Source organism: Vibrio sp. 10N.261.46.E11 (assembly GCF_041472735.1).
Taxonomy (GTDB): domain Bacteria; phylum Pseudomonadota; class Gammaproteobacteria; order Enterobacterales; family Vibrionaceae; genus Vibrio.
In genome coordinates this window covers 105,172-127,492 of the sequence record NZ_JBFRQW010000017.1, presented here as the reverse complement: position 1 = coordinate 127,492, position 22,321 = coordinate 105,172, and the positions used below count along the sequence as shown (strand labels likewise).

At 42.9% G+C, this 22,321-nt stretch carries 22 protein-coding genes and 1 pseudogene; 13 read left to right on the top strand and 10 right to left on the bottom strand.

Annotated features, from left to right (window positions below; genetic code table 11):
* Positions 1-80: 80 nt before the first annotated feature.
* From AB4407_RS05795 to cueR, 4 genes and pseudogenes are all read left to right on the top strand, one after another.
* A pseudogene (locus AB4407_RS05795) lies at positions 81-173 on the top strand (DNA ligase); the annotation flags it as partial.
* Positions 174-699: 526 nt separating this feature from the next.
* Positions 700-1,857 carry a porin gene (locus AB4407_RS05790; RefSeq protein ID WP_372119494.1) on the top strand — a complete coding sequence of 386 codons (1,158 nt, stop codon included), beginning with the start codon at positions 700-702 and terminating at the stop codon, positions 1,855-1,857.
* 125 nt (positions 1,858-1,982) lie between these two features.
* Entirely contained in the window at positions 1,983-2,807 is an 825-nt protein-coding gene (locus AB4407_RS05785; protein WP_372119492.1) for a DUF2057 domain-containing protein, read from the top strand.
* Positions 2,808-3,345: 538 nt separating this feature from the next.
* Positions 3,346-3,741 (top strand): Cu(I)-responsive transcriptional regulator, encoded by a 396-nt coding sequence (gene cueR / locus AB4407_RS05780; RefSeq protein WP_372119490.1) that lies wholly within the window; start codon positions 3,346-3,348, stop codon positions 3,739-3,741.
* Between the two features lie 37 nt (positions 3,742-3,778).
* Here cueR and AB4407_RS05775 read toward each other — a convergent pair whose 3' ends face one another.
* The 5 genes from AB4407_RS05775 to AB4407_RS05755 form a co-directional block, all read right to left on the bottom strand.
* Complete coding sequence (locus tag AB4407_RS05775) at positions 3,779-4,234, bottom strand: NfeD family protein (protein ID WP_372119488.1); 456 nt, start codon at positions 4,232-4,234, stop codon at positions 3,779-3,781.
* A gap of 3 nt (positions 4,235-4,237) precedes the next feature.
* Entirely contained in the window at positions 4,238-5,167 is a 930-nt protein-coding gene (locus AB4407_RS05770; protein WP_372119486.1) for an SPFH domain-containing protein, read from the bottom strand.
* Between the two features lie 198 nt (positions 5,168-5,365).
* The gene (locus tag AB4407_RS05765) at positions 5,366-6,220 is read right to left on the bottom strand and encodes a co-chaperone YbbN (protein WP_372119484.1); all 855 of its coding nucleotides are present in this window, start codon (positions 6,218-6,220) and stop codon (positions 5,366-5,368) included.
* Between the two features lie 398 nt (positions 6,221-6,618).
* A complete protein-coding gene (locus tag AB4407_RS05760; protein WP_372119482.1) occupies positions 6,619-7,446 on the bottom strand; it encodes an SDR family oxidoreductase in 828 nt (275 codons plus the stop codon).
* A gap of 43 nt (positions 7,447-7,489) precedes the next feature.
* Positions 7,490-8,404: a TIGR01777 family oxidoreductase gene (locus AB4407_RS05755; RefSeq protein ID WP_372119480.1), complete on the bottom strand. Its 915-nt coding sequence runs from the start codon at positions 8,402-8,404 to the stop codon at positions 7,490-7,492.
* A 300-nt stretch (positions 8,405-8,704) separates the two neighbouring features.
* On the opposite strand from AB4407_RS05755, the gene AB4407_RS05750 reads away from it, so the two are divergent.
* From AB4407_RS05750 to yfcE, 5 genes are read left to right on the top strand one after another with little or no spacing between them, the layout of a single operon-like run.
* Entirely contained in the window at positions 8,705-9,439 is a 735-nt protein-coding gene (locus AB4407_RS05750) for a DUF1538 domain-containing protein (protein ID WP_048660868.1), read from the top strand.
* Positions 9,436-10,230, top strand: a complete 795-nt coding sequence (locus AB4407_RS05745) for a DUF1538 domain-containing protein (protein WP_372119478.1) — start codon at positions 9,436-9,438, stop codon at positions 10,228-10,230. The genes AB4407_RS05750 and AB4407_RS05745 overlap by 4 nt, the downstream gene beginning before the upstream one ends.
* Positions 10,220-10,570, top strand: coding sequence for a P-II family nitrogen regulator (locus AB4407_RS05740; RefSeq protein WP_009847348.1), 351 nt, complete (start codon positions 10,220-10,222; stop codon positions 10,568-10,570). Before AB4407_RS05745 ends, AB4407_RS05740 begins: the two co-directional genes overlap by 11 nt.
* Positions 10,567-10,974 carry a CBS domain-containing protein gene (locus AB4407_RS05735; RefSeq protein WP_372119476.1) on the top strand — a complete coding sequence of 136 codons (408 nt, stop codon included), beginning with the start codon at positions 10,567-10,569 and terminating at the stop codon, positions 10,972-10,974. The genes AB4407_RS05740 and AB4407_RS05735 overlap by 4 nt, the downstream gene beginning before the upstream one ends.
* Positions 10,975-11,021: 47 nt before the next feature.
* Positions 11,022-11,567, top strand: coding sequence for a phosphodiesterase (gene yfcE, locus AB4407_RS05730; protein ID WP_372119474.1), 546 nt, complete (start codon positions 11,022-11,024; stop codon positions 11,565-11,567).
* 23 nt (positions 11,568-11,590) lie between these two features.
* On the opposite strand, the gene AB4407_RS05725 is transcribed toward yfcE, so the two are convergent.
* The 3 genes from AB4407_RS05725 to AB4407_RS05715 all read right to left on the bottom strand — a co-directional run bounded on the left by AB4407_RS05725 (position 11,591) and on the right by AB4407_RS05715 (position 13,465).
* Complete coding sequence (locus AB4407_RS05725) at positions 11,591-11,902, bottom strand: SelT/SelW/SelH family protein (protein ID WP_372119472.1); 312 nt, start codon at positions 11,900-11,902, stop codon at positions 11,591-11,593.
* 134 nt (positions 11,903-12,036) lie between these two features.
* Positions 12,037-12,552 (bottom strand): regulatory protein ToxS, encoded by a 516-nt coding sequence (locus tag AB4407_RS05720; RefSeq protein ID WP_304564667.1) that lies wholly within the window; start codon positions 12,550-12,552, stop codon positions 12,037-12,039.
* A gap of 1 nt (position 12,553) precedes the next feature.
* Positions 12,554-13,465 carry a transcriptional regulator gene (locus AB4407_RS05715; RefSeq protein ID WP_372119470.1) on the bottom strand — a complete coding sequence of 304 codons (912 nt, stop codon included), beginning with the start codon at positions 13,463-13,465 and terminating at the stop codon, positions 12,554-12,556.
* Positions 13,466-13,736: 271 nt separating this feature from the next.
* On the opposite strand from AB4407_RS05715, the gene htpG reads away from it, so the two are divergent.
* The 3 genes from htpG (at position 13,737) to hemH (ending at position 17,916) form a co-directional block, all read left to right on the top strand.
* Entirely contained in the window at positions 13,737-15,641 is a 1,905-nt protein-coding gene (gene htpG, locus AB4407_RS05710) for a molecular chaperone HtpG (protein ID WP_372119468.1), read from the top strand.
* Positions 15,642-16,029: 388 nt separating this feature from the next.
* A complete protein-coding gene (gene adk / locus AB4407_RS05705) occupies positions 16,030-16,674 on the top strand; it encodes an adenylate kinase (RefSeq protein ID WP_372119466.1) in 645 nt (214 codons plus the stop codon).
* A gap of 279 nt (positions 16,675-16,953) precedes the next feature.
* Complete coding sequence (gene hemH / locus AB4407_RS05700; RefSeq protein ID WP_372119464.1) at positions 16,954-17,916, top strand: ferrochelatase; 963 nt, start codon at positions 16,954-16,956, stop codon at positions 17,914-17,916.
* Positions 17,917-18,004: 88 nt separating this feature from the next.
* Here the strand turns inward: hemH and AB4407_RS05695 are convergent, their stop codons facing one another.
* Positions 18,005-19,399 (bottom strand): peptide MFS transporter, encoded by a 1,395-nt coding sequence (locus AB4407_RS05695; protein ID WP_372119462.1) that lies wholly within the window; start codon positions 19,397-19,399, stop codon positions 18,005-18,007.
* Positions 19,400-19,898: 499 nt separating this feature from the next.
* Between AB4407_RS05695 and rfaH the strand changes: the two genes are divergently transcribed.
* Positions 19,899-20,405 carry a transcription/translation regulatory transformer protein RfaH gene (rfaH, locus tag AB4407_RS05690; protein ID WP_372119460.1) on the top strand — a complete coding sequence of 169 codons (507 nt, stop codon included), beginning with the start codon at positions 19,899-19,901 and terminating at the stop codon, positions 20,403-20,405.
* A gap of 77 nt (positions 20,406-20,482) precedes the next feature.
* Here the strand turns inward: rfaH and asnB are convergent, their stop codons facing one another.
* Positions 20,483-22,153, bottom strand: a complete 1,671-nt coding sequence (asnB, locus tag AB4407_RS05685; protein ID WP_372119458.1) for an asparagine synthase B — start codon at positions 22,151-22,153, stop codon at positions 20,483-20,485.
* Between the last annotated feature and the right edge of the window lie 168 nt (positions 22,154-22,321).

Genomic DNA, 22,321 nt, shown 5'->3' with positions numbered 1-22,321 from the left:
AAGCCGCGATGAACCAAAAATAAGATGGCTGTCAATATCTAGTGTTTCAGCCGTAGCACGTCGACTCATGTCCTGATTCTGCTGGTGAAGCGGCAGGTTCTAAACTGACCAAAGCACAAGATTTAGATATCGAAATAAGAACAGAAGAAGATCTAATAGCCCTTATTTCGTAAGTAAATACAGATAAAAAAAACTCAAAGGCACTCCTTTCAAGGGCGTGCCTTTTTTGTTTCTGATATAAAAATGATGACTTTTTAATTGTTGATAAATTTGTTCCTATACGAACTATGAAATCAGGACAGTGATGACGCTCAACATTAATGAAATGTTGTTATAGTTGTTTGCTAAATGCGAGTGATATCAATTTTTAACAGGTCAGCTTTTTTGTAAGCTTTTGTTTTTTAATGTTTTTGTTCTTTGTTTCTTCGGTTTTTTCAATTAGTAGATCTGGATCACTAAGTACATGATAAATTTGCACCAACTCATATTTTTTTAGATGGAAATTAAGTTCTCATTGATCTTTTTGAGGGCGAAGTTAGTCTTAATGCCATGGATGCACACGATGTGTATAACCAGAAAGGAAATCGAGAATTCGGTGTTTAAGGGTTCTCAAACAAGAAAAGGTATTTCTCTCTACGGCGGCCAACTTTAGGCGGGAAATATTCAAACAGCTATATCCATTTTTAGGAGTTTTATTCCATGGAAAACAAAATTTTCAAACGTACTTTACTTGGTGCTGCAGTTGCGATGATTTCAAGTGGTGCATTCGCATCTGAATCTTCACAAGTTGGCGTTATCTCAGATTTTAATGTTCAGGCTTACGGTGTAGCAGCAATTTCTGTTGTTAACTACGATTCAGAAAAAACCAAAAACGGCGTAAAAACTGACACTGGTACGGGTTACGACTACGAGAATGAATCTCGAATTGGTTTCCGTGCAAGTAAAGACATGTTCGAAAACGTGAACGTATTCATGCAAATTGAATCTGGTTACGTTGGTGAAAACGGTGACGGTGCGACACTAGGTAACCGTGATACATTTTTAGGCCTGCAAGGTGACTGGGGTAAAGTACGTTTTGGTCGTATGCTGACGCCAATGTATGAAGTAATTGACTGGCCTTATGCTAACCCAGGTTTGGGCGCAGTATGGGACTGGGGCGGCGATGTGAAATATAACCGTGACCGTCATGGTGATATGGCTCGATACGATTCTGCTGACTTGAATGGTTTTACATTCAACCTAGCAACAGGTCGTGGTGACTCAAGTGTTAAAGATAACTACTTCTACGGCGCGGCGGCTCACTACCGTTTAGCTGATACGGTTACTTTCCACGCTGCTGTTGAATCTGAATCAGATCGTCAACTTAAAGCTGGTACGGATGCAAAAGCTGCTGGTACATGTCTAGTAAGTTCTGGGTGTGGTACAGGTATTAACTTTGGTGATGCGACTGCAGCGGTTGCTGCAACTTCAGCTGAAATGGCTGATACATTTGGTTACCTAATCGGTTTTGAAGCATCACTTCCAGCAGGCTTCGGTATTTCTGCAGCCTACAAAGCGGGTGAGTCAGATGTTCAAGGCGGCGCTAAGTCTGAACAGGCTTCATACTCTGTAATCGGTCAGTACTGGAACGGCCCTTGGGGCTTCAAACTAGGTTACGCAGCTAACCTAGAGTCTGAAACTGATGGTGTTAAAAACGCTGATGAAGATAGCGTAATCTCAGGTCAGCTAATGTACGTTCATAACGGCTTTGTTCCTTACATCCGTATTGCACAGCGTGATATCAAAGCTGACGATAAAGGCTCTATTGCTAACACAGATACGTTCGTTACACGTATTGGTTTAGAGTACGGCTTCTAATTGAAACCATGCTTTAAGTAAAGAGATGCGCTGACTAATTAGTCGGCGCATATTCATTTCTGGTCCAGCCTAAGAAAGAAAAGGCATCGAAATAATATTATGGGGAAACCCTCGAGGTTGTTAATATGAAAAAAATAGTTTTAGCATCGATTCCTTTATTCTTAATTGGATGTACAACATTAGATTCTAATAGTGATTTTACAGATTCCGTTAAAAGAATAGAGAGTAAGCAAAATTACCAAATCGTCGTTGGTGAGTCGTTGTCTCCTGATGTGCTTGAAGTTAGACAAGGTCAGCTAGTTAACTCGTCTTTAGAGCTAAATTACGTTACCCCGAACAGCACTGTAGCGGTACCTGATTCATACATAACGATGGAGCTTCAGTACTTTAAAAATTACAACGAGTATCGCTCTGTCTTAGTTCAAGGTTCTGAAGGTAAAGTGCCATTAAAACCTTATGCGGCTTCAGCTGAAACATGCAGCGATATATGTACTCAAACACAGTATGTGCAATTTCCTGTATCTAATGAAATCTTCAACGAAGCACCTTTTAAAGATCTAATTTTTGATGTCCAGGTTTCAAATGCGAACAGCATTTCGTTTTCTATTCCTGCTGGCTACATTGAAGCAATCGTAAATACGGGCGATAAAAACGCAACAGCTAAACCAGTAATGGTAGCAGCACCTGTAGTCGCAGCAACACCTGTAGTTGCAGTTCCCGCGCTTCAGCAAGAGCCGGTAAGCCAAGCTCAAGAGATGTCAAAATATTGGTTTGAACAAATTCCGACGGAACAAAGAGATTCTGTTATTAACTGGTCTGTAGCCAATCGAAATGGTGTTGTTGATTCTTTAGGTGATAATGTCAAAGAGATTGAAATGTTCGAATATTGGTTTAACAAAGCTTCCAAAGAAGAACGTAAAACGATAATTAAACAATTAATCGAGTTTTAAAGGAAAGGAGCCTAGGCTCCTTTTTTGTTAGTGTAGAACCTTACCATTACTATGCTTGCATATAACGATAGGCATATATTCTACAACACTACTTCCTAAGTCACATTTTATGATCGGTCCAGATGCAGTGCTTCCTACATTTTGGGCGGATACAGAGAAGCTTAAAACTAAGCTAAAAATTAACGCTAGATAACATTTCATAATGACACCTCACTAAAAATCTCTTCAATCAAGAGACTTTCATCAGTACGTGAGGTATTTATCAAAGATCAAAAGATCAAAAAATTTCCTATGAAAAATAACCAATGCTTATTTTCCTATCTCAATCAGTAACTTGTTGATAGTAAACGTTTGAGCTTGTGGGAAAATCTAAGCTACTTTCATCATTTGGTGTAAAATAGCCATAAACAGCAGACTTTATTTTCGAACATTATATTGCTTTCAATACTTTTGTTCCGGTAGTTAGCATTCCTAGATGTTTGAATAATAGTCTTAGGTTTCTAAATAGTTTTTAAGCGATATTTACTTGAGTAATATTATGAACATAAGCGAAGTTGCAAGCCTCACGCAGTTATCACCTAAGTCTATTCGTTTGTATGAAGACAAAGGGGTGATATCTGCACCGTTGCGTTCTGAAAATGGTTATCGGTTTTATGGTGAGAAGCAGATTAAAGAGCTCGGAATCGTAGCGAAAGCGAGAAGCGCTGGTTTTTCGCTTGATGAGTGTCGTGCGCTTGTTGAATTAGCCGATAATCCATGTCGCGAAAGTGCCGATGTTAAAGCAAAAGCGCAGAGTAAACTGGAAGAAGTGAATAAAAAAATTGAAGACTTATTGATCATTCAGAAGACATTGAAAGAGTGGGTTGAACAGTGCCCTGGTGATTCAAATAGTCATTGCCCAATTATCGATTCACTTGTAGAGAAAAAGCCATAAATTGGTTACTTATGGCTTTGAAGGAAGGTTTTCTTGATTATTGTTTAGTAGGGCTTATCGTGAGAACAATGCCATCGACAGCAGTAATCACGACTTCTTCTCCCGCATCAATATCATGTGTACTCATCGCAGACCATGAGCTATCGCCTAGCTTTATCCTGCAGTTCCCTTTTTGTACCGATTCTAAGAGGCGAGTCTTTCTTCCAATCAGCTGTTTCTCTCGCTGATTAAGGTCTCGAGTAGCGTCAGATTGCTTGTCACTAGATAGTTGTCTTCTCCACCACAGCCAAGTGGTGATAAGTGAGAAGCTCGCAAAAGATAGCCATTGCATCTGCCAACCGATTGGTAGCGCGCCTAATAGCGCTCCGACCAGCATGGCAGAGATGCCTATCCACAAAAAGTAACCAGCGGTTCCAATCAGCTCAAGTGCTAGCAACGCTAGCCCAAAAGCTAACCAATGCCAGTAATTTAGTTGTTCGAGTAATTCGACCATAAGTTAGTCCTTACTACCCTTGTCATTCTTATGTGCAAACATCTCTGCAATACCTGCAACAGAGCCCATTAGTCCAGTCGCTTCGAGCGGTAGCATGATGATCTTACCGTTTTCTGCTTGGCCAATTGATTTCAGAGCATCAGTATACCCTTGTGCGATAAAGTAGTTGACAGCTTGCATGTCACCTTGAGCAATCGCTGTTGATACCATTTCTGTCGCTTTAGCTTCAGCTTCGGCAGCCCGTTCACGAGCTTCAGCTTGCAGGATAGCTGCTTGCTTTTGGCCTTCTGCTTTTAAGATTTCTGATTGCTTGTGACCTTCTGCTTTCAATATCTCAGCTTGTCGTACACCCTCTGCCTCTAGGATATCTGCACGCTTGTTACGCTCGGCTTTCATTTGAGCATTCATTGCAGCGGTAAGATCGGCTGGTGGCTGTACGTCTTTAATCTCGATACGTGTAACCTTTACACCCCAAGGGTTTGTTGCTTCATCAACAATATTTAATAGCTTGGTATTGATCATGTCACGTTGGCTAAGCATTTCATCCAATTCCATAGAGCCAAGTACGGTACGGATATTGGTGAGGGTTAAATTACGAATCGCATGCTCAAGATCATTCACCTCATAAGCCGCTTTAGGGGCATCGATCACTTGAACGAAACACACAGCATCAATAACGACGTTTGCGTTGTCTTTAGAGATGACTTCTTGAGCTGGTATATCAAGAACACGCTCCATCATACTGATGCGTTGTCCGATTTTATCGATAAATGGAATGATCAGGTTTAGACCTGGTTTGAGGGTTTGTGTATAACGGCCGAAGCGTTCTACAGTCCAGTTATTGCCTTGCGGAACCGTTTTTACTCCGGCAAAAATAAACAGTAGTGCGACGACAGTAAAGACGCCGATAGTAATCAATGTATCAATAGCCATACAGAATCCTTTGCAAGTTTAAGTTTTTGATAGTTCACTCTTGATACTGGCTCATATTTAAATTCTGAGCAAATTTATAAACGAGAAATGGGCCATAAAATATTGATTTTATGGCCCATTTTACACTGTTTAATTCGACAATCTAATTGATTAAATTGTCAGTTTTCGATGTTTAATCTAACGCTTTTTAAGTTTTAACTAGTAAAGTAGAGAGTACAGCTGTCGACGATATTTACTGGCAACGGGGTTACCTTGCCCCAGTGCACTCAAGATGTCCATGAACTCTTTTTTCATGTCGCCATCAAGCGTATTTAGATCTTTGGCTAAGAAAGACCACAAGAGATCCATTGCTTCTTCACTGCGATTCACTTGGTGATATTGCAGTGCCAATTTAGACGCTGTCTTAGCATCGCTTGGGTTTTGCTGGAGTACGGCTTCTAATGCTTGTATTTCAGGGCTGTCGGCTGCCTGCTTGTGAAGCTCCAGCTTCGCGATTAAGCCTTTATAGTAATTATCTTGGTACTCTAGAGGAATAGTGGCTAGCTGAGTTTCTGCAAGATCAAATTGTTGCGTTTCTAACAAACACTCTGCGATCGCCAGTTTTACTTCACCTTTATTCGTTAGCTCAGCTGGAAGTTGCTGCATTGCAGCTAAGGCTTGTGTGTGATCGCCAGCCTGCATTTGCTCTAGAGCTTGACGCAGTGCGAGTTCATCTTGACTTGGAAGGTGTTTGCCTAGCATCTCTACAATTGCTTCTAAGCTTTGAGGGCCACCTAGGCCGTCGACAGGTTGACCGTTAACAAACAGTGCAACAGTCGGCAATGCTTGAACACCAAACTGGCTAGCAATCGCTTGTTCTTGCTCGCAATTCAGTAGGGCTAACGTGAAAGCACCGTTGTATTGCTGAGTTAATGTTTGAAGTTCAGGAATGACTTGGGCGCTCTCTTGGCTCATTGGTGCCCAAAAATGGATGAGTACAGGGGTCTGCATCGAACCTTCTAATACTTGACGAAAGTTCTGCTCATTAAGTTCAACAATATGCGGAGATTGCATTTACGTTCCTTGAGGTTTGTTTTGTGGATACGTTGCAAATATGGGGTGAGAAGTCGGTAACTTCAAGATCTAACTCAGTTATCTCAGATAAAAAGCGCTAAAAATAGAAAAACGCCATGCTTCGATGTTGATAGAGTTGTTATCTCAACACGGAAGACACAGCGTTCTCATTGAGGTGGTCAGTGAGGTATTACTTAAGATATTCAAAACAGAATAAACAACGTAATAGCCAAACTCACACCTACCCAATTAAGGCGGTTTAAAGTCATGACATATCCAGAAGTAGCGTCATCAATTGGGAATAATTGATGAGATAGGCTAAATCATGACATCTTATTGTTACGAATAAATTACATCGTTACATTAAAGTTTGCGACTGTGCATTCAAAGTTAGTAATTTATGCTGCTTTTCTCAAAATAGGGTCTAGCAAGCGGCTTGGTAGGAGCCTTTTTAACACTGCGAACACCTTGGTTGGTGTCGTCACTCGATACCTTAACTTCGGCTTATTCGCAGTCAGCGCGTGAAAAACGGGTTCAATGCAGCTTTCAGCAGGCAGAACAAAAGCGTTGTTCGACGACTCTTTTTCAAGTCGGTCTTTTTGTTGCTGATAAGCTTCTTGGTGGACACTGCCTTCGATGCGTATCCACTTATTGAAAGTCTTTAGGGCGTTAGTTCTAAACTGGGTTTCAATAGGACCGGGTTGAAGTAATGAGATGTGTATACCACTGCCATGCAGTTCTAAACGCAGAGTGTCAGTCCAACCTTCAATCGCGAACTTTGAAGCGTTATAGGCGCCACGATATTTCATGGCCGCAAAGCCTAATACGGAACTGTTTTGTACGATTCGACCTTCGCCGCGTTCGCGCATGTGCGGAAGTATCTGACAAACAAGATGATGCCAGCCAAAGAAGTTGGTTTCGAATTGCTCTCTGAGCCCTTGAGTTGGTAAATCTTCCAGCGCTCCTGCTTGACCATAAGCGCCGTTATTGAACAAGCCATACAATCCGTTAGGCGCCAGCTCGATAGCAAGCTGTGCAGCTTGTTCAATGTTTTGTTGATTAGAAAGATCGAGCTGTATGCAGGTCAACCCTTCATCTTGCAGACGCTGTACATCTTGCGGATGACGACACGATGCAATGACATGAAAACCACGCTTTTGAAGCGCATGAGCACATGTGTAACCAATACCCGTTGAACAACCAGTGATAAGAATCGACTTATTCACGCTTAATCCTTTATTAGAGTCTCTATAACCCTAGGGTAAAGAATTAGTCTTGATGTTGTAACAAGTTTTTTAGTGCAGGCTCGATTCTTGAGTAACTAAAGATGAATCCCATTTCGGTGAGCTTTTTTGGTTTGGAGCGGATGCTATCAAATAGTAAACAAGATGATTCTCCCATCAGAAGTAACATTGCCCATTTCGGTGTGAACAAGAAATGCGGTCGGCCCAATTGTTTGGCTAACGTACTGCTGAACAGTTTGTTAGTCACAGGGTGTGGGGCACACATATTAAACTCCCCTTGAGCGTGAGGAATCGACAACAAGTGGTTGATAGCTCTCACCATATCTAGCATGTGAATCCAAGGCATGTATTGCTCGCCTGAACCTAGTGGCCCACCTACACCAAGTTTGTAGGGCATTAGCATCTTCTTCAGCGCGCCGCCATTTTCGCTCAACACAATCCCTGTTCGAAGTAGGATCACACGCGTGTTATCTGATTGAGCTCGCTTAGCTATCTCTTCCCAGTGGGCACAGACTTTATGAGGGAAACTTTCGTCTTCTACTTGTAGTGATTCATCAAATGGGTGTTGCTGTTGATCGCCATAATAGCCAACGGCTGACCCGCTAATAAAAACCTCGGGTGGGTTGCTACTGGCATGAATTAACTCGACCAGTTTTTCAGTGATGTGCCAGCGACTGTTACAGATCCTTTCTTTTTGCTCCGCACTCCAACGCTTGTCAGCGATCGGTTCGCCAGCAAGGTTTACCACCCAATCGAAGTCATTGAGATCGCTGAGTTCATCAAGAGATTGAATGTAATGAAGGTTATTCTGGTTCAGGTGATTTAGGTTTTGCTTCGCTTTTTCGGGGCTCCGTGTCAACAATGTCACATCGTCAGTATTCCAACTTTTGACCAATTCAGAACCAATAAATCCCGTACCACCAGTTAACAATATCTTCATACCAATCTCCCTATTAAACATAATTATAGACATGGCTTGTTTTTGAACGCTAATCAATACGAAAAAATCACTATAACGATCAGTTGGTTTCAATTGTGTGATACCCAAATTACGCCGTATCAATTTACGAAAGAATGAAATTAAATTCATCAGGTTAGGATGTATACCGCTATCACACTTATGCACTTTACTCAGATATGTTACCAACTGCGTAATATTTGTCACATAAGGAATGATAAGGATTTGCCATGATTATTAGTAATTAATAACCAGACACAATTTCAATGACTAGGAGTTGCGATGACGGCAGTGCTTGCTTTGTTTCGAGCCATGTTAGGTAGCCTAAGGGATCTCTTGCCGATTGTCGCGGTGATTGCTTTCTTCCAGCTTGCTGTTTTGCAAGAACCACTCCCTCATCTGTTGTCTATTCTAACTGGCTTAGTGCTGGTGGTTTTTGGTCTGACTTTCTTTATCTTTGGCCTTGAAATGGGGTTGTTCCCGATTGGCGAATCGATGGCTCAAGCTTTTGCGCGAAAGGGCAGTGTGTTTTGGCTATTGACCTTCGCTTTCTGTTTAGGTTTTGGTACCACCATTGCCGAACCTGCGTTAACCGCAGTGGCGGCCGAAGCCGCGGAAGTGGCCGCCGAGGGAGGCGTCATCCCCAATACGTTAGATGAAATGGAAGAATATGCAGATGGTCTGCGTTTCACCGTAGCATTGTCTGTCGGTATCGCTATTTTACTTGGGGTGCTGCGGATCTTAAAAGGTTGGCCAATCCAGTACATGATCATCGGTGGTTATATTGGTGTGGTGGTGCTCACCGCTTTCGCCCCTGAAAATATCATTGGGATTGCGTATGACTCCGGCGGAGTGACTACATCGACCATTACCGTTCCGTTAGTGACCGCATTGGGCGTGGGTTTAGCCTCTGCGATTAAAGGGCGAAATCCGATGATTGATGGCTTTGGATTGATCGCCTTTGCTTCACTGCTGCCGATGATGTTTGTCATGGTCTACGGGATGGTGGTGACATGATCAGTGCTCAGCAATTTATTGACACCTTTCTTGGCACTGTCATGGATGTGATTCCGATTGCGGTGATCATCTTCGGTTTCCAATTAGCGGTGCTGCGTAAGCCAGTTAATAACTTAGGCAAAGTGCTGATAGGTTTCTTTTACGTCATTCTTGGGTTGTCGCTCTTTTTGATGGGGTTAGAGCTCGCGCTGTTTCCTTTAGGGGAGACGATGGCAATGCAACTCACCGAACCAAGTTTTTTGACTGAGTTCAAGCTCAGTTCAGGCCTTGCCTTAGTTTGGTTTGATTATTACTGGGTTTACCTTTTCGCGTTTTGTATTGGTTTCAGTACCACGATAGCCGAGCCTTCTTTGATCGCCGTTGCTATTAAGGCAAACCAAGTTTCCGGTGGCAGTATCAGTGTTAACGGGCTGAGGATCTCCGTGGCGTTAGGCGTAGCGATTGGCATATCGCTAGGTAGTTATCGCATCGTGGCTGGCGACCCTATCCATTACTACATCATTGTTGGTTATGTCATTGTGGTGATTCAAACCTTTTATGCTCCCAAATTGATTATTCCGTTAGCTTACGATTCTGGTGGAGTTACGACATCAACGGTGACGGTTCCTTTAGTGACGGCACTTGGGTTGGGACTCGCGTCAACGGTGCCAGGAAGAAATCCGCTAATTGATGGCTTTGGGTTGATTGCTTTCGCGAGCTTATTTCCAATTATATCCGTGATGGGGTATGCCCAAATAACGCAATGGCTAAACCGATCACAATCCTCTAAGGAGAGCAAAGATGCGCTTTAAACTTATCTTAGCGTTTGTAGAAGAGAGCAAGACCGATATCGTGCTCGACGCCGCGCGTGATGCGGGCGCAACCGGAGCAACCGTGATTAACAATGCCAGAGGGCAGGGGCTAAACCAAAAGCGCACCTTCTTTGGGTTAACGTTAGAGGTGCAGAAAGATGTGCTGCTGTTTGTCGTCGAGGAGCATCTAGCTAGGCATATTCTAGAAACTATCGGTGAAGTGGGGGAGTTCGACCAAGAGTCTGGGCAAGGGATAGCAGTGCAGATTGATGTCGAAGATGCAGTCGGGGTTGCGCACCAAGTTGAAACATTAACTAAGGTTGTGGAGGACGAGTTATGAGTGGCAGTAAAAAAATCCGAGTAAGCGATGTAATGGCTAATACGTATGTGATTATCGATGGGCTAACCACTGTGTTGGAAGCGATAGAGATGGCTAAGAAGCATAAAGTGAAAGCTATCATTGTCGATAAGCGCCACGAAGATGACGAATACGGCATCGTATTGATGAATGATATTGCTAAGAAAGTGTTAGCGAAGAACCGCTCGCCTAAGCGCACTAACGTTTATGAAATCATGACTAAACCGGCTTTGAGCGTGTCTGCCGATATGAATGTGAAGTATTGTGCACGCTTATTTGAGCGTTTTGGTATCAGTCGCGCCCCTGTGGTCAGTGACCATAAAATAGTCGGTATGGTTAGTTACAATAATATCGTGATCAACGGTATGGCGAGAGATGACGTGTAGCGGTTAGATACGTACAATAGGCTCATAAATTTTATGGAGAAGTACGTGTGAAATTATTTTTTGCTTCAGACCTACACGGTTCGCTGCCAGCAACAGAAAAAGTATTAGAGCTATACCAAGCCTCTGGTGCGCAATATTTGGTTCTATTGGGTGATATTCTGAATCATGGTCCAAGAAACCCGATTCCAGAGGGATACAACCCGCCGGCGGTTGCAGAGAAGTTGAATGCGTTTTTTCAAGAGATCATTGCCGTTCGTGGTAACTGCGACAGCGAAGTGGATCAGATGCTGTTGTCTTTCCCAATGATGATGGATTACTCATGGGTGTTATTGGAATCGGGTCAGCGTATTTTCTTAACTCATGGTCACCTGTATAACACAACGAAGCGACCAGCATTGAAAGCGGGTGATATTATTGCGCATGGACATACCCATGTTCCAGTTGCCGAATACCAAGATGATATCTTCATTTTCAACCCTAGCTCAGTGACTTTCCCACGAGAAGGGCACGCAGCAAGCTATGGTCTATATGAAAACAATGCCTTCAAAGTGATCAGCCTTGAAGGTGACTTGATTGTGAGCGGTCAGCTTTAATTAATAAAATCGGTCGCGTAGCTTTACTTTGAATCCACGTGGCCGAGGTTTTTGTCTGGAGCAATGATGTTTCGTACTCTTTGCTTCAGAACTTTAGCCTCAGGAAAGCCGCCATCCGCTTTTCTTTCCCAAATCTGTGTCCCATTACAAAAGATCTCGAATCGTCCGCCCGTATCAGGGTGTAGACTGACTTGTTCTATCTCCTCACTGAAAGTGTGCAGCAATTCTTGGCACAACCAGCTTGAGCGAAGCATCCAATTACATTGACGACAATAGTGTATTGCGATGGTGGCCTTGGTGATTGATGCACTTACCGAGCTTGGTTCTGTATTCATAGATATCCCTAAAAATTCTAAAACAGTAGTTTGATGCCAACGGCTCACAAAAAAGGGGCATCATGCCCCTTTCTATTGGTATATCGTTTAATTATATACAGTAAATAACTGTTGAGTTTTAGCTTGAACTGGTTTTAGTTTGAGAACAACACTCTAGAGCCATGATTTAAGCTAGTGAGCAGCAGTGCCTTCTGGTTAATAATATCAATGCGTCGGCTTTGTTCTGCATCCATTTTAATCACTTGAGTGATCAGTTCGAGTTGCTCTTCCGAAAAGTCTTGGCGCTCAGCAGAAGTGACATCTTTAAACTCCGTTGGTGAGATCAGTAAGTAATTATCGTTAATATCCCACTGGCCGGTTTCGGAAATATTGATGACGTTTGCGGGTGCAGTCTGAGTGCCATACAATTTAACCACAGCCATTCTCAGATACGTACCATTTGGCAGGTATTTCGCATTCGATGACAACTCAACTTTACGCAGTGGTCCGATTGAATCCTCTTGCTTGATATCGCTGATCAGCGTCACCATTTTCGATTGCCATTCGTGTTGTGTCAGCAAGCGCTCTACTTTTGCATCGCTTCCCCAGTACAACCAACCGCTAAAGAAAGCAGAGATAACCAGTAAAATAATGGATACTTTTAATTTCATGTTACTGACCACCGTTACAAATGTCGTTTACATCCGACTGGTTTGCGTAAATTCTTAGAGTTACATTCTCGCTCGAGTAATCTTGAGGGTGAATATAGTTTAGAGCTAGATTGTTACCTTGTCCGCCTGTTGCAATCACCTCAGTTGGCTTTAGCATGCCAGTGTGGCTGGTGTTGTAACGCAATACACATTTCTCTATCGCTGGCAGCCAACTAGTCAGAGTTGGATGGTTGATTGGGGTTTGAACTTTGACACCATTAACCTCTGCTAATGTGCGGAATTCCGACTCTGCTGGGTTCTTTAACGTTAAAACGAGTATTGGCATGATGAAAGCGACGAGTAACATTCCAAACGTTAACCATTTATTCGAACTTTCATCTTTAGGCTTAACCTGATTGGTTACTGGCTCGACTTCAACATGATTTTCTTGAGCCTTTTCAGTTGGCTCTGGATCAATAGTTTCAGTGATGACCTCATCAGCTAATGTGGTATTAGCAAATGTTAAGATAGGTTCTACTTCACTTTCTGCAATTTCAGCTGTTGTTGGCTGACCGTTTGATGACAGTGGTGCTGAGCGCTCAACGGTTGCAATAAATTGATAACCGCGTTTAGGCACTGTCTTTACGAATTCTGGGGATTTGGTCGAGTCTTTCAGCATCTTTCTTAGTGTCGATACTGCTTGCGTTAAGCTAGAGTCATCAACCTCAAAGCCTTGGTCTCGCCAAACATATTCGTGCAATTCGTTGCGAGTGATAACTTCATTGGGTCTTTCCGACAGCATCAGGAGAATGCGGCTTTCATTGCTGCCAAGGCGTACGACTTCGCCGTCGCTCATTTGGTCAACAAGTGAGTTGCTGTTTGGATCGAAGACAAACCGCTGTGCGAGAATAAACTTTGTGCCGATATTGCTCATTGAATTCTTCTACTTTTGGATGATTTGGGGTGCGAAATAGACAAATCTCAGGTGAAGTTCAGTTAATTCTTCACCAAATCATGGCTTCTTTTATGTTCTTTTATATTTATCAGACTCAAGGATAATAAAAACCGATCAAAAAAACAGTGTTTTTATGCTTTTTGACCTTGAATTTACATTTGTCATCCTCATGTTAATGAACATAAGAGTGGCACCAAGTGTTACGCCCCTATGGTTATTCAACATAAAGTATAGATGTTTTGGAGTAAAAATGAGCGAAACGGCAACGCAAAATAAAGAGACTCGTGGCTTTCAATCTGAAGTAAAACAACTACTTCATCTAATGATTCACTCACTGTATTCAAATAAAGAAATCTTTCTACGTGAGCTGATCTCTAACGCATCTGACGCGGCTGATAAGCTTCGTTTTCAAGCTCTATCGAACGGTGACCTTTACCAAGGTGATGCAGATCTAGGTGTAAAACTTTCATTCAACGCTGAAGCAAACACCTTAACGATTTCTGATAACGGTATCGGCATGAGCCGCGACAACGTTATTGAGCATTTAGGCACCATAGCTAAATCAGGTACGGCAGACTTTTTCTCAAAACTGTCTGAAGACCAAAGCAAAGACTCTCAATTGATTGGTCAATTTGGTGTTGGTTTCTATTCTGCATTTATCGTTGCAGACGCAGTAACTGTGCGAACTCGCGCTGCTGGGCTGGCAAGCGATGAAGCTGTGCAATGGCATTCAGCTGGTGAAGGCGACTACACCATTGAAGACATTACCAAAGAATCTCGCGGTACTGACATCATTCTCCACATGCGTGAAGATGGTAAAGAATTCTTGAATGAGTGGCGTCTGCGTGAAGTGATTGGTAAATATTCTGATCACATCGGTATTCCTGTTTCTATCTTAACTGCGGTTAAAGATGACGAAGGTAAAGACACCGAAGAGAAGCATTGGGAACAGATTAACAAGGCTCAAGCGCTTTGGACTCGTAACAAATCTGATATTGAAAAAGAAGAGTACCAAGAGTTTTACAAGCACGTATCTCATGACTTCGCTGATCCATTAACTTGGAGCCACAACAAAGTTGAAGGTAAGAACGATTACACCAGCTTGCTTTATATCCCTGCTAAAGCACCTTGGGACATGATGAACCGTGATCATAAGAGCGGCTTGAAGCTTTATGTACAACGTGTATTCATCATGGATGACGCAGAGCAGTTCATGCCGTCTTACATGCGTTTCGTTCGCGGCTTGATTGACTCAAATGATCTGCCACTCAACGTGTCTCGTGAAATTCTGCAAGATAACAAGGTAACCCAGTCCCTTCGTGGCGCGTGTACTAAGCGTGTACTGACTATGCTTGAGCGCATGGCGAAGAATGACGATGATAAGTACCTAGAGTTTTGGAAAGAGTTCGGCCTAGTCTTGAAAGAAGGCCCGGCTGAAGACATGGCGAACAAAGAGAAGATCGCTGGTCTACTTCGTTTCTCGTCAACGGAAGTGGATTCTGCTGATCAAACCATCAGCCTAGCGTCTTACGTTGAACGTATGAAAGAAGGCCAAGACAAGATCTATTACCTAACGGCAGACAGCTATGCTGCAGCTAAGAACAGCCCTCACTTAGAGCAGTTCAAAGCGAAAGGTATTGAAGTTGTTCTAATGTACGATCGTATTGATGAGTACGTAATGAACTACCTGACTGATTTTGATGGTAAGCAGTTCCAATCGATCACTAAAGCGGGCTTAGACCTAAGCAAGTTTGAGGGTGAAGAAGAGAAAGAGAAGCAAAAAGAGACAGAAGAAGAGTTCAAGTCTGTTGTTGAGCGTACTCAAGCTTACCTAGGTGGTCGTGTTAAAGAAGTTCGTACAACCTTCAAGCTAGCAACAACGCCTGCGGTTGTTGTGACTGACGACTTCGAAATGGGTACGCAAATGGCTAAGCTTCTTGAAGCTGCGGGTCAAGCGGCACCTGAAGTTAAGTACATCTTTGAGATTAACCCTGAGCACGCACTTGTGAAACAGATGGCTGATGAAGCGGACGAACAGGCGTTTGGTCGTTGGGTTGAGTTACTCCTTGGTCAAGCTATGCTGGCTGAAAAAGGCTCAATGGAAGATCCATCACAATTCTTAGGTGCAATCAACGAACTACTGACAAAACGTTAGTATTTCGACTTTGGGCTAAGCTCATAATTATAGTTAAAAGCTCGCTAATGCGGGCTTTTTTTATGAACGTCGCTTAACTTCATCGAAATGTAGCTAAAGTCGCTAACAAAGCGAAAGCAAACGCTGTCGATACATTCTTTAGTCTTAATTTAAGCCAAATTGAATATTAATGTGATAGAATGCTCGACCTAATCAGCTGGGAGTATGAACCTATCGCCTCCAGTTGTATGATTTTTAAACGTTATACCGAAACTTACCGTTTTGCTTCTGTTTACAGTTGTGCTTAGCCTCAGTTGTTACCTAACCTCTCTTGTTTGACCTAAATTAAACCTGAAAGGCGGGATAGTGAGCTTCGGTATAAATCATAATTTTTATAAGAGGATTAAACATGCGCATCATTCTTCTAGGTGCTCCTGGCGCGGGTAAAGGTACTCAAGCTAACTTCATCATGAACAAATTTGGTATCCCTCAAATTTCAACTGGTGACATGCTACGTGCTGCTATCAAAGCGGGTACTGAGCTTGGTAAGCAAGCTAAATCAGTAATCGACGCGGGTCAGCTAGTTTCTGATGAAATTATCCTTGGTCTTATCAAAGAGCGTATCGCTCAAGATGACTGTGAGAAAGGTTTCCTACTAGACGGTTTCCCACGCACAATCCCACAAGCTGATGGCCTAAAAGAAATGGGTATCGCAGTAGACTACGTTGTTGAATTCGACGTAGCTGACGATGTGATTGTTGAGCGTATGGCTGGTCGTCGTGCTCACCTTCCTTCAGGCCGTACATACCACACTGTGTACAACCCGCCTAAAGAAGAAGGTAAAGATGACATCACTGGCGAAGAGCTAGTGGTACGTGATGACGACAAAGAAGAAACAGTACGTGCACGTCTAGGCGTATACCATGATCAAACAGCTCCGCTTATCTCTTACTACGGTAAAGAAGCTGAAGCAGGCAACACTCAGTACCTTAAGTTTGACGGTACTAAGCAAGTTGCTGAAGTTAGTGCAGAACTTGAGAAAGCACTAGCATAATTGGCTAACAGCCAGTTTTAGAATTTGATATATTGGAAGCGACCTTATGGGTCGCTTTTTTTGTTTTAATTTTTAGTACGATACCAATCTAGATAATTCGATTACACATCATTCAAGATGAAACCATTTTTGATGAAGGTGGCTCACAATCGAGAGTAGATGTTGCGATATCCCATTTAAATAATGATTATTCAGACATTTAGTGGGAAGCAATGATCTTAAACTTATGCAGATTAGTATATTACTTTCCAGAAAATCACATATTGGTCTCAGGTATCTATGGAAAATAATAAAAAGCAGGGCGTTTTACTGGTGAACTTAGGAACACCAGATTCGGCGACCCCAGCTGGCGTTCGTCGATTTTTGAGTGAATTCTTACACGACAAGCGAGTAGTAAACCTAACCCGTTGGCTTTGGTGCCCAATCTTGCACGGGGTGATTTTACCGATTCGAGCACCCAAAGTAGCCAAGTTGTATCAATCTGTCTGGATGGATGAAGGCTCACCACTGCTTGTGTATTCTCAAAGACAAGCTGAAAAGCTCCAGAAGAAACTAGAGATGCCGGTTGCACTGGGTATGACCTATGGTAACCCAAGCATTAAGACTGGTGTTGAGCAACTGATGGACCAGGGTGTTGAGGACATCATCGTACTGCCTTTATATCCTCAGTACTCTGGCACAACCACAGCGGCAGTTTCAGATGGTTTAACCAAAGCCTTTAAGCAAATGCCGGTAATACCTAGCTATCGTTTTATTCGCGACTACTACGCCCACCCTAGTTACGCAAAAGCATTAGCTGAAAGTGTGCGCAGTCATTGGGATAAAAATGGCAGAGCGGATCACTTGGTTTGTTCATTCCACGGCATCCCTAAAAGATTAGCCGATGAAGGTGACATCTATCCTCAGCATTGTGAAGCGACGACAAAATTGCTTGCTGCCGAGTTGGGCTTATCTGCAGACGATATTACCATGACATACCAGTCTCGATTTGGGCGAGAGGAGTGGTTAAAGCCGTACACAGATGAGACGCTTGAATCGTTGCCAAGCAAAGGAATCAAGAAGATCGACATCATGGCGCCTGCATTTTCGGTGGATTGTTTAGAAACGCTAGAAGAAATTTCTGACCAGTGTAAAGAGACTTTCATTGACGCTGGTGGTTCGGACTTTAGCTACATCATGTGTCTTAACGACAGAGATTCGCATATCGACATGATGGCTGAACTGGTAGCGCTTCATCGCTAATTGATGTGTCGATTGAATAGATAACAAAAGGGCTGCTCACTGAGCAGCCCTTTTTGATCTTGATGTTTCTTCTTGATAGATCTAGATATTAAGCAACAGAGGTTTCTGCTGTCTCAGCTTTTGGCTCAGCTTCAAGCATAGTGTTAGTTTCTACGCCATGCATCCATGATACAAGCTTACCTGCACAAAGCAGCAGTAATACGCCACTAATTGTTGCTGTAATCGCGATGCCACCAAAGATAGACATTGCGCCAAGCTCACCAACGTGAGAACCCACTAGACCAGCTACATAGTTTGCTACCGCATTGAAGCCAAACCATGCACCCATCATCAATGATGCTAGGCGAAGCGGAGCTAACTTAGTGACCAACGACAGGCCAATAGGAGATAGACAAAGCTCACCAAGAGTATGGAAGAAGAAAGCACCCACTAGCCATAACATGGATGTTTTCACTGTTAGGTCGCCACCTTGCTCCATTACCGCCCCCATCATGCAGACAAAGCCTAGTGCTAAGAAGAACAGCGCCATTGCAAACTTAACCGGCGAGTTTGGTTCACGCTTACCAAGCTTCACCCAAAATGCAGCGATGATAGGTGCAAGTGTAATGATGAAGAATGGATTTAGAGATTGGAACCAAGCAGCCGGAACTTCAAAGCCACCAATCATACGGTCGGTATATTGTTGAGTGTAGATGTTCATTAGGCCACCAGCTTGTTCAAAGCCCGCCCAGAAAACGATCACGAACAGACCCATAACTAGAATCACTTTTAGTCGGTCGAACTCTTCTTTAGTTAGTGGCGTTTTCTCTTTCGATTTGTTTAGCTCTTTTGCTCTAGCTGCTGCAGGTACAGAACCAATGTTGCCTAACCAAGATTGAGCCATTGTCATTTGCATGATTAAACTAATAACCATACCGATGCCTGCCGCTAGGAAACCTGCTTTCCAGCCATACGAATCAACCGCAGCACCGGAGATAAGGCCGCCCAGTAGTGCACCTAAGTTAATACCCATATAGAAAATAGTAAACGCGCCATCACGACGGTTATCGCCTTCTTGATAAAGGTCACCAACCATCGTCGAGATGTTTGGTTTGAACATGCCGTTACCACTGATAAGCAGCGCTAAACCCAGGTATAAAGCGTTGACTTGGTCTAAGCCAATAAAGCCGTTAGGTAGAGCAAGTGTAAATTGGCCTAGTGCCATCAATACACCACCAATCAGGATTGATTTTCGTTGTCCTAGGTAGTTATCGGCAATCCAGCCGCCAATTAATGGTGTGATGTAGACTAAACCGGTGTAGATACCGTAGAGATCAAGTGCGTCTTTCGTTGACCAACCAAGTCCACCGTTGAGGGTAGTGTCAGTCAAAAATAAAACAAGGATGGCACGCATCGCGTAGTAAGAGAAACGTTCCCATAGCTCTGTGCTAAAAAGTAGAAATAGGCCTCTAGGGTGGCCAAAGATGTTGTGAGTGCTTGGCATAAGTTTTACTAATTTTAAGTATTAAAAGATTTTATAGTTATTCATGTATACACAGTAGGGTAAAAGTCTGCAATAGGCGTATTTTATGGTTACGATAACTGAGGTTGAGTAAGGTGTTGATATTAAATACATTTACTTTTTATGTGGCCCATTCTGCTTGTGCTGCAAACTAATTTTTCATATTTGACCTGGTTCGTTATTGACCTGTTTTAGCCCGTATTCAATAAAATTGTTTAGATCTATTGGTCTAGTCTATCGTTATGATCTTAAAAGGAATGTCATTCTTATAATCTGCGAGATACATATGTTTACAGCAATGTGTCTTTTGATCTCTAAATGTTCCCTGTACAATGTCTGACCAAAATTTATACCTATTAGTTTTGGTTGATAAGTTTGTCTATTGCGCGTAATTTCTCGGTTATCAAAACTCATTTATTAACGGCGATTCAATCGTTTTGGTATGTGGTAAAATGTCTAAAAATATAAAATGGCTAGTTAAATGAAACGTTGGTATTTACTTTACTGTAAGCGTGGTGATCAAAAACGCGCTCAACAGCATCTAGAAAATCAGGGGGTAGAGTGCTTTTACCCTCAAATAGAAGTCGAAAAGGTAGTGAGAGGGAAAGAGAAGCGAGTACAAGAGCCGCTGTTCCCATCATATATCTTTGTCCGTTTTGATTATGAGCAGGGCCCAAGTTTTACTACAGTTCGTTCAACGCGTGGTGTAGTGGACTTCATTAAGTTTGGAGCACTGCCACACGAGGTCCAAGGCGACTTGATTTTTGAGCTTAAAGAGTTCGAGAAGTGCTGTAGTAACGAAGTTGAAGATTGCTGTGCTGAGTTCGAGGCAGGGCAGGTAGTTAAGATTCAGAGTGGCCAATTTGCAGGGGTTGAAGCTATTTTCGATCAGAAAGACGGTGAAGCTCGATCGATTATGCTGGTGAAAATGATCAGCCAAGTGGTTCCAATCAGTATTGAGAACGAAGCACTACAAGCTCTCGCATAACTGCAGTCATAAAAAATAGGCTTAAAACAAAAAGGCGCATAACGCGCCTTTTTTAGTATTCGAGTTTTTCAAGTGTTTTAAGCGTTATAAGCGTCGTTGTGAACGGCTTGTACCGCACGGCCTGATGGGTCGACACAGTTTTTGAACGACTCATCCCACTCAATTGCTTTCGCTGATGAACAAGCAACTGATGGACCACCAGGTACACATTCTGCCGCTGATTCTAGAGGGAATAGCTCCTCAAAGATTTCACGGTATGCATAACCTTCTTTGGTTGTTGGTGTGTTGTAAGGGAAACGGAACTTAGCAGCTTCCATTTGTTGATCCGTTACTTTTGCTTCAGCCGTTGCTTTCAACGTATCAATCCAATCGTAGCCAACACCATCAGAGAACTGCTCTTTTTGACGCCATGCGATTGAATCTGGTAGGTAGTCTTCAAAACACTCACGCAGGATGTGTTTCTCCATTTTACCGTTACCACACATCTTATCTTCAGGGTTCAAACGCATAGCGACATCAATGAACTCTTTATCTAAGAATGGTACTCGACCTTCAACGCCCCATGCTGCAAGTGACTTGTTTGCACGAGCACAGTCGAACATGCTTAGAGCAAGCAGCTTACGTACTGTCTCTTCGTGGAACTCTTTCGCGTTTGGTGCTTTATGGAAGTAAAGGTAGCCACCAAAGATTTCATCAGCACCTTCACCAGACAATACCATTTTGATGCCCATTGCTTTGATCTTACGAGCAAGCAAGTACATTGGCGTTGATGCACGAATCGTCGTTACATCGTAAGTCTCGATATGGTAGATAACATCACGGATTGCATCTAAGCCTTCCTGAATGGTGTAAGTCATCTCGTGGTGCACAGTACCGATCTTGTCCGCAACTTCACGAGCAGCGATAAGATCTGGTGCGCCTTCAAGGCCAACTGCGAATGAGTGCAGTTGTGGCCACCAAGCTTCAGATTGCTCATCATCTTCGATACGCATTGCAGCAAAGCGTTTAGCGACCGCTGAAGTAATTGATGAATCAAGGCCACCAGATAGAAGTACACCGTAAGGAACGTCAGTCATTAGTTGACGTTTAACTGCTGCTTCTAGCGCTTCAGTCAGTTCTTCTTTGCTTGTGCTGTTGCCTTGTACCGCAGCGTACTCGTTCCAATCGCGTATGTAGTAGCGTTGAGGTTCTGCATCTTTCGAAGAGTAGAAGCTACCAGGAGGGAATTCACTGATCGTCTTACATACTTCAACCAATGCTTTCATCTCTGAAGCAACGTAGTAGTTACCGTGCTCATCGTAACCTTGGTAAAGCGGGATGATACCGATGTGGTCACGACCCACTAGATATTCATCTTTTTCTTCGTCGTATAAAACGAAAGCGAAAATACCGTTAAGTTCTTCTAAAAGGTCTGCGCCCATTTCTTGGTATAACGCTAGGATAACTTCACAGTCAGAATCCGTCTGGAACTGGTACTTATCTTCATAGCGAGCGCGAAGTTCTTTGTGGTTATAGATTTCGCCGTTCACTGCAAGAATGTGTTTTTTGTCTTGGCTATATAGTGGTTGAGCACCACTGTTTAGGCCGACGATAGCTAGACGCTCGTGAGCAAGAATGGCTTTTTCACCGGCATAGATACCAGACCAGTCTGGGCCACGGTGACGAAGCTTTTTAGACATTTCTAAAGCAATAGGGCGAAGTGCTGCGACATCACTTTTAATGTCGAGAATGCCAAATACTGAACACATAGAACTTCCTTTTAAATAATTTCTAAATCAACTGCATTCAATTTGCCATTCTGGCTAAAAAAAGCAACCGAATGTGAGCAAAAAAATAATATAAAGGGTGTTCTGTTAGAAAATATCTAATTTTATTGTTGTTTTGGTGTGTGATGTTCAATTGCGGTTGGTTTTTTA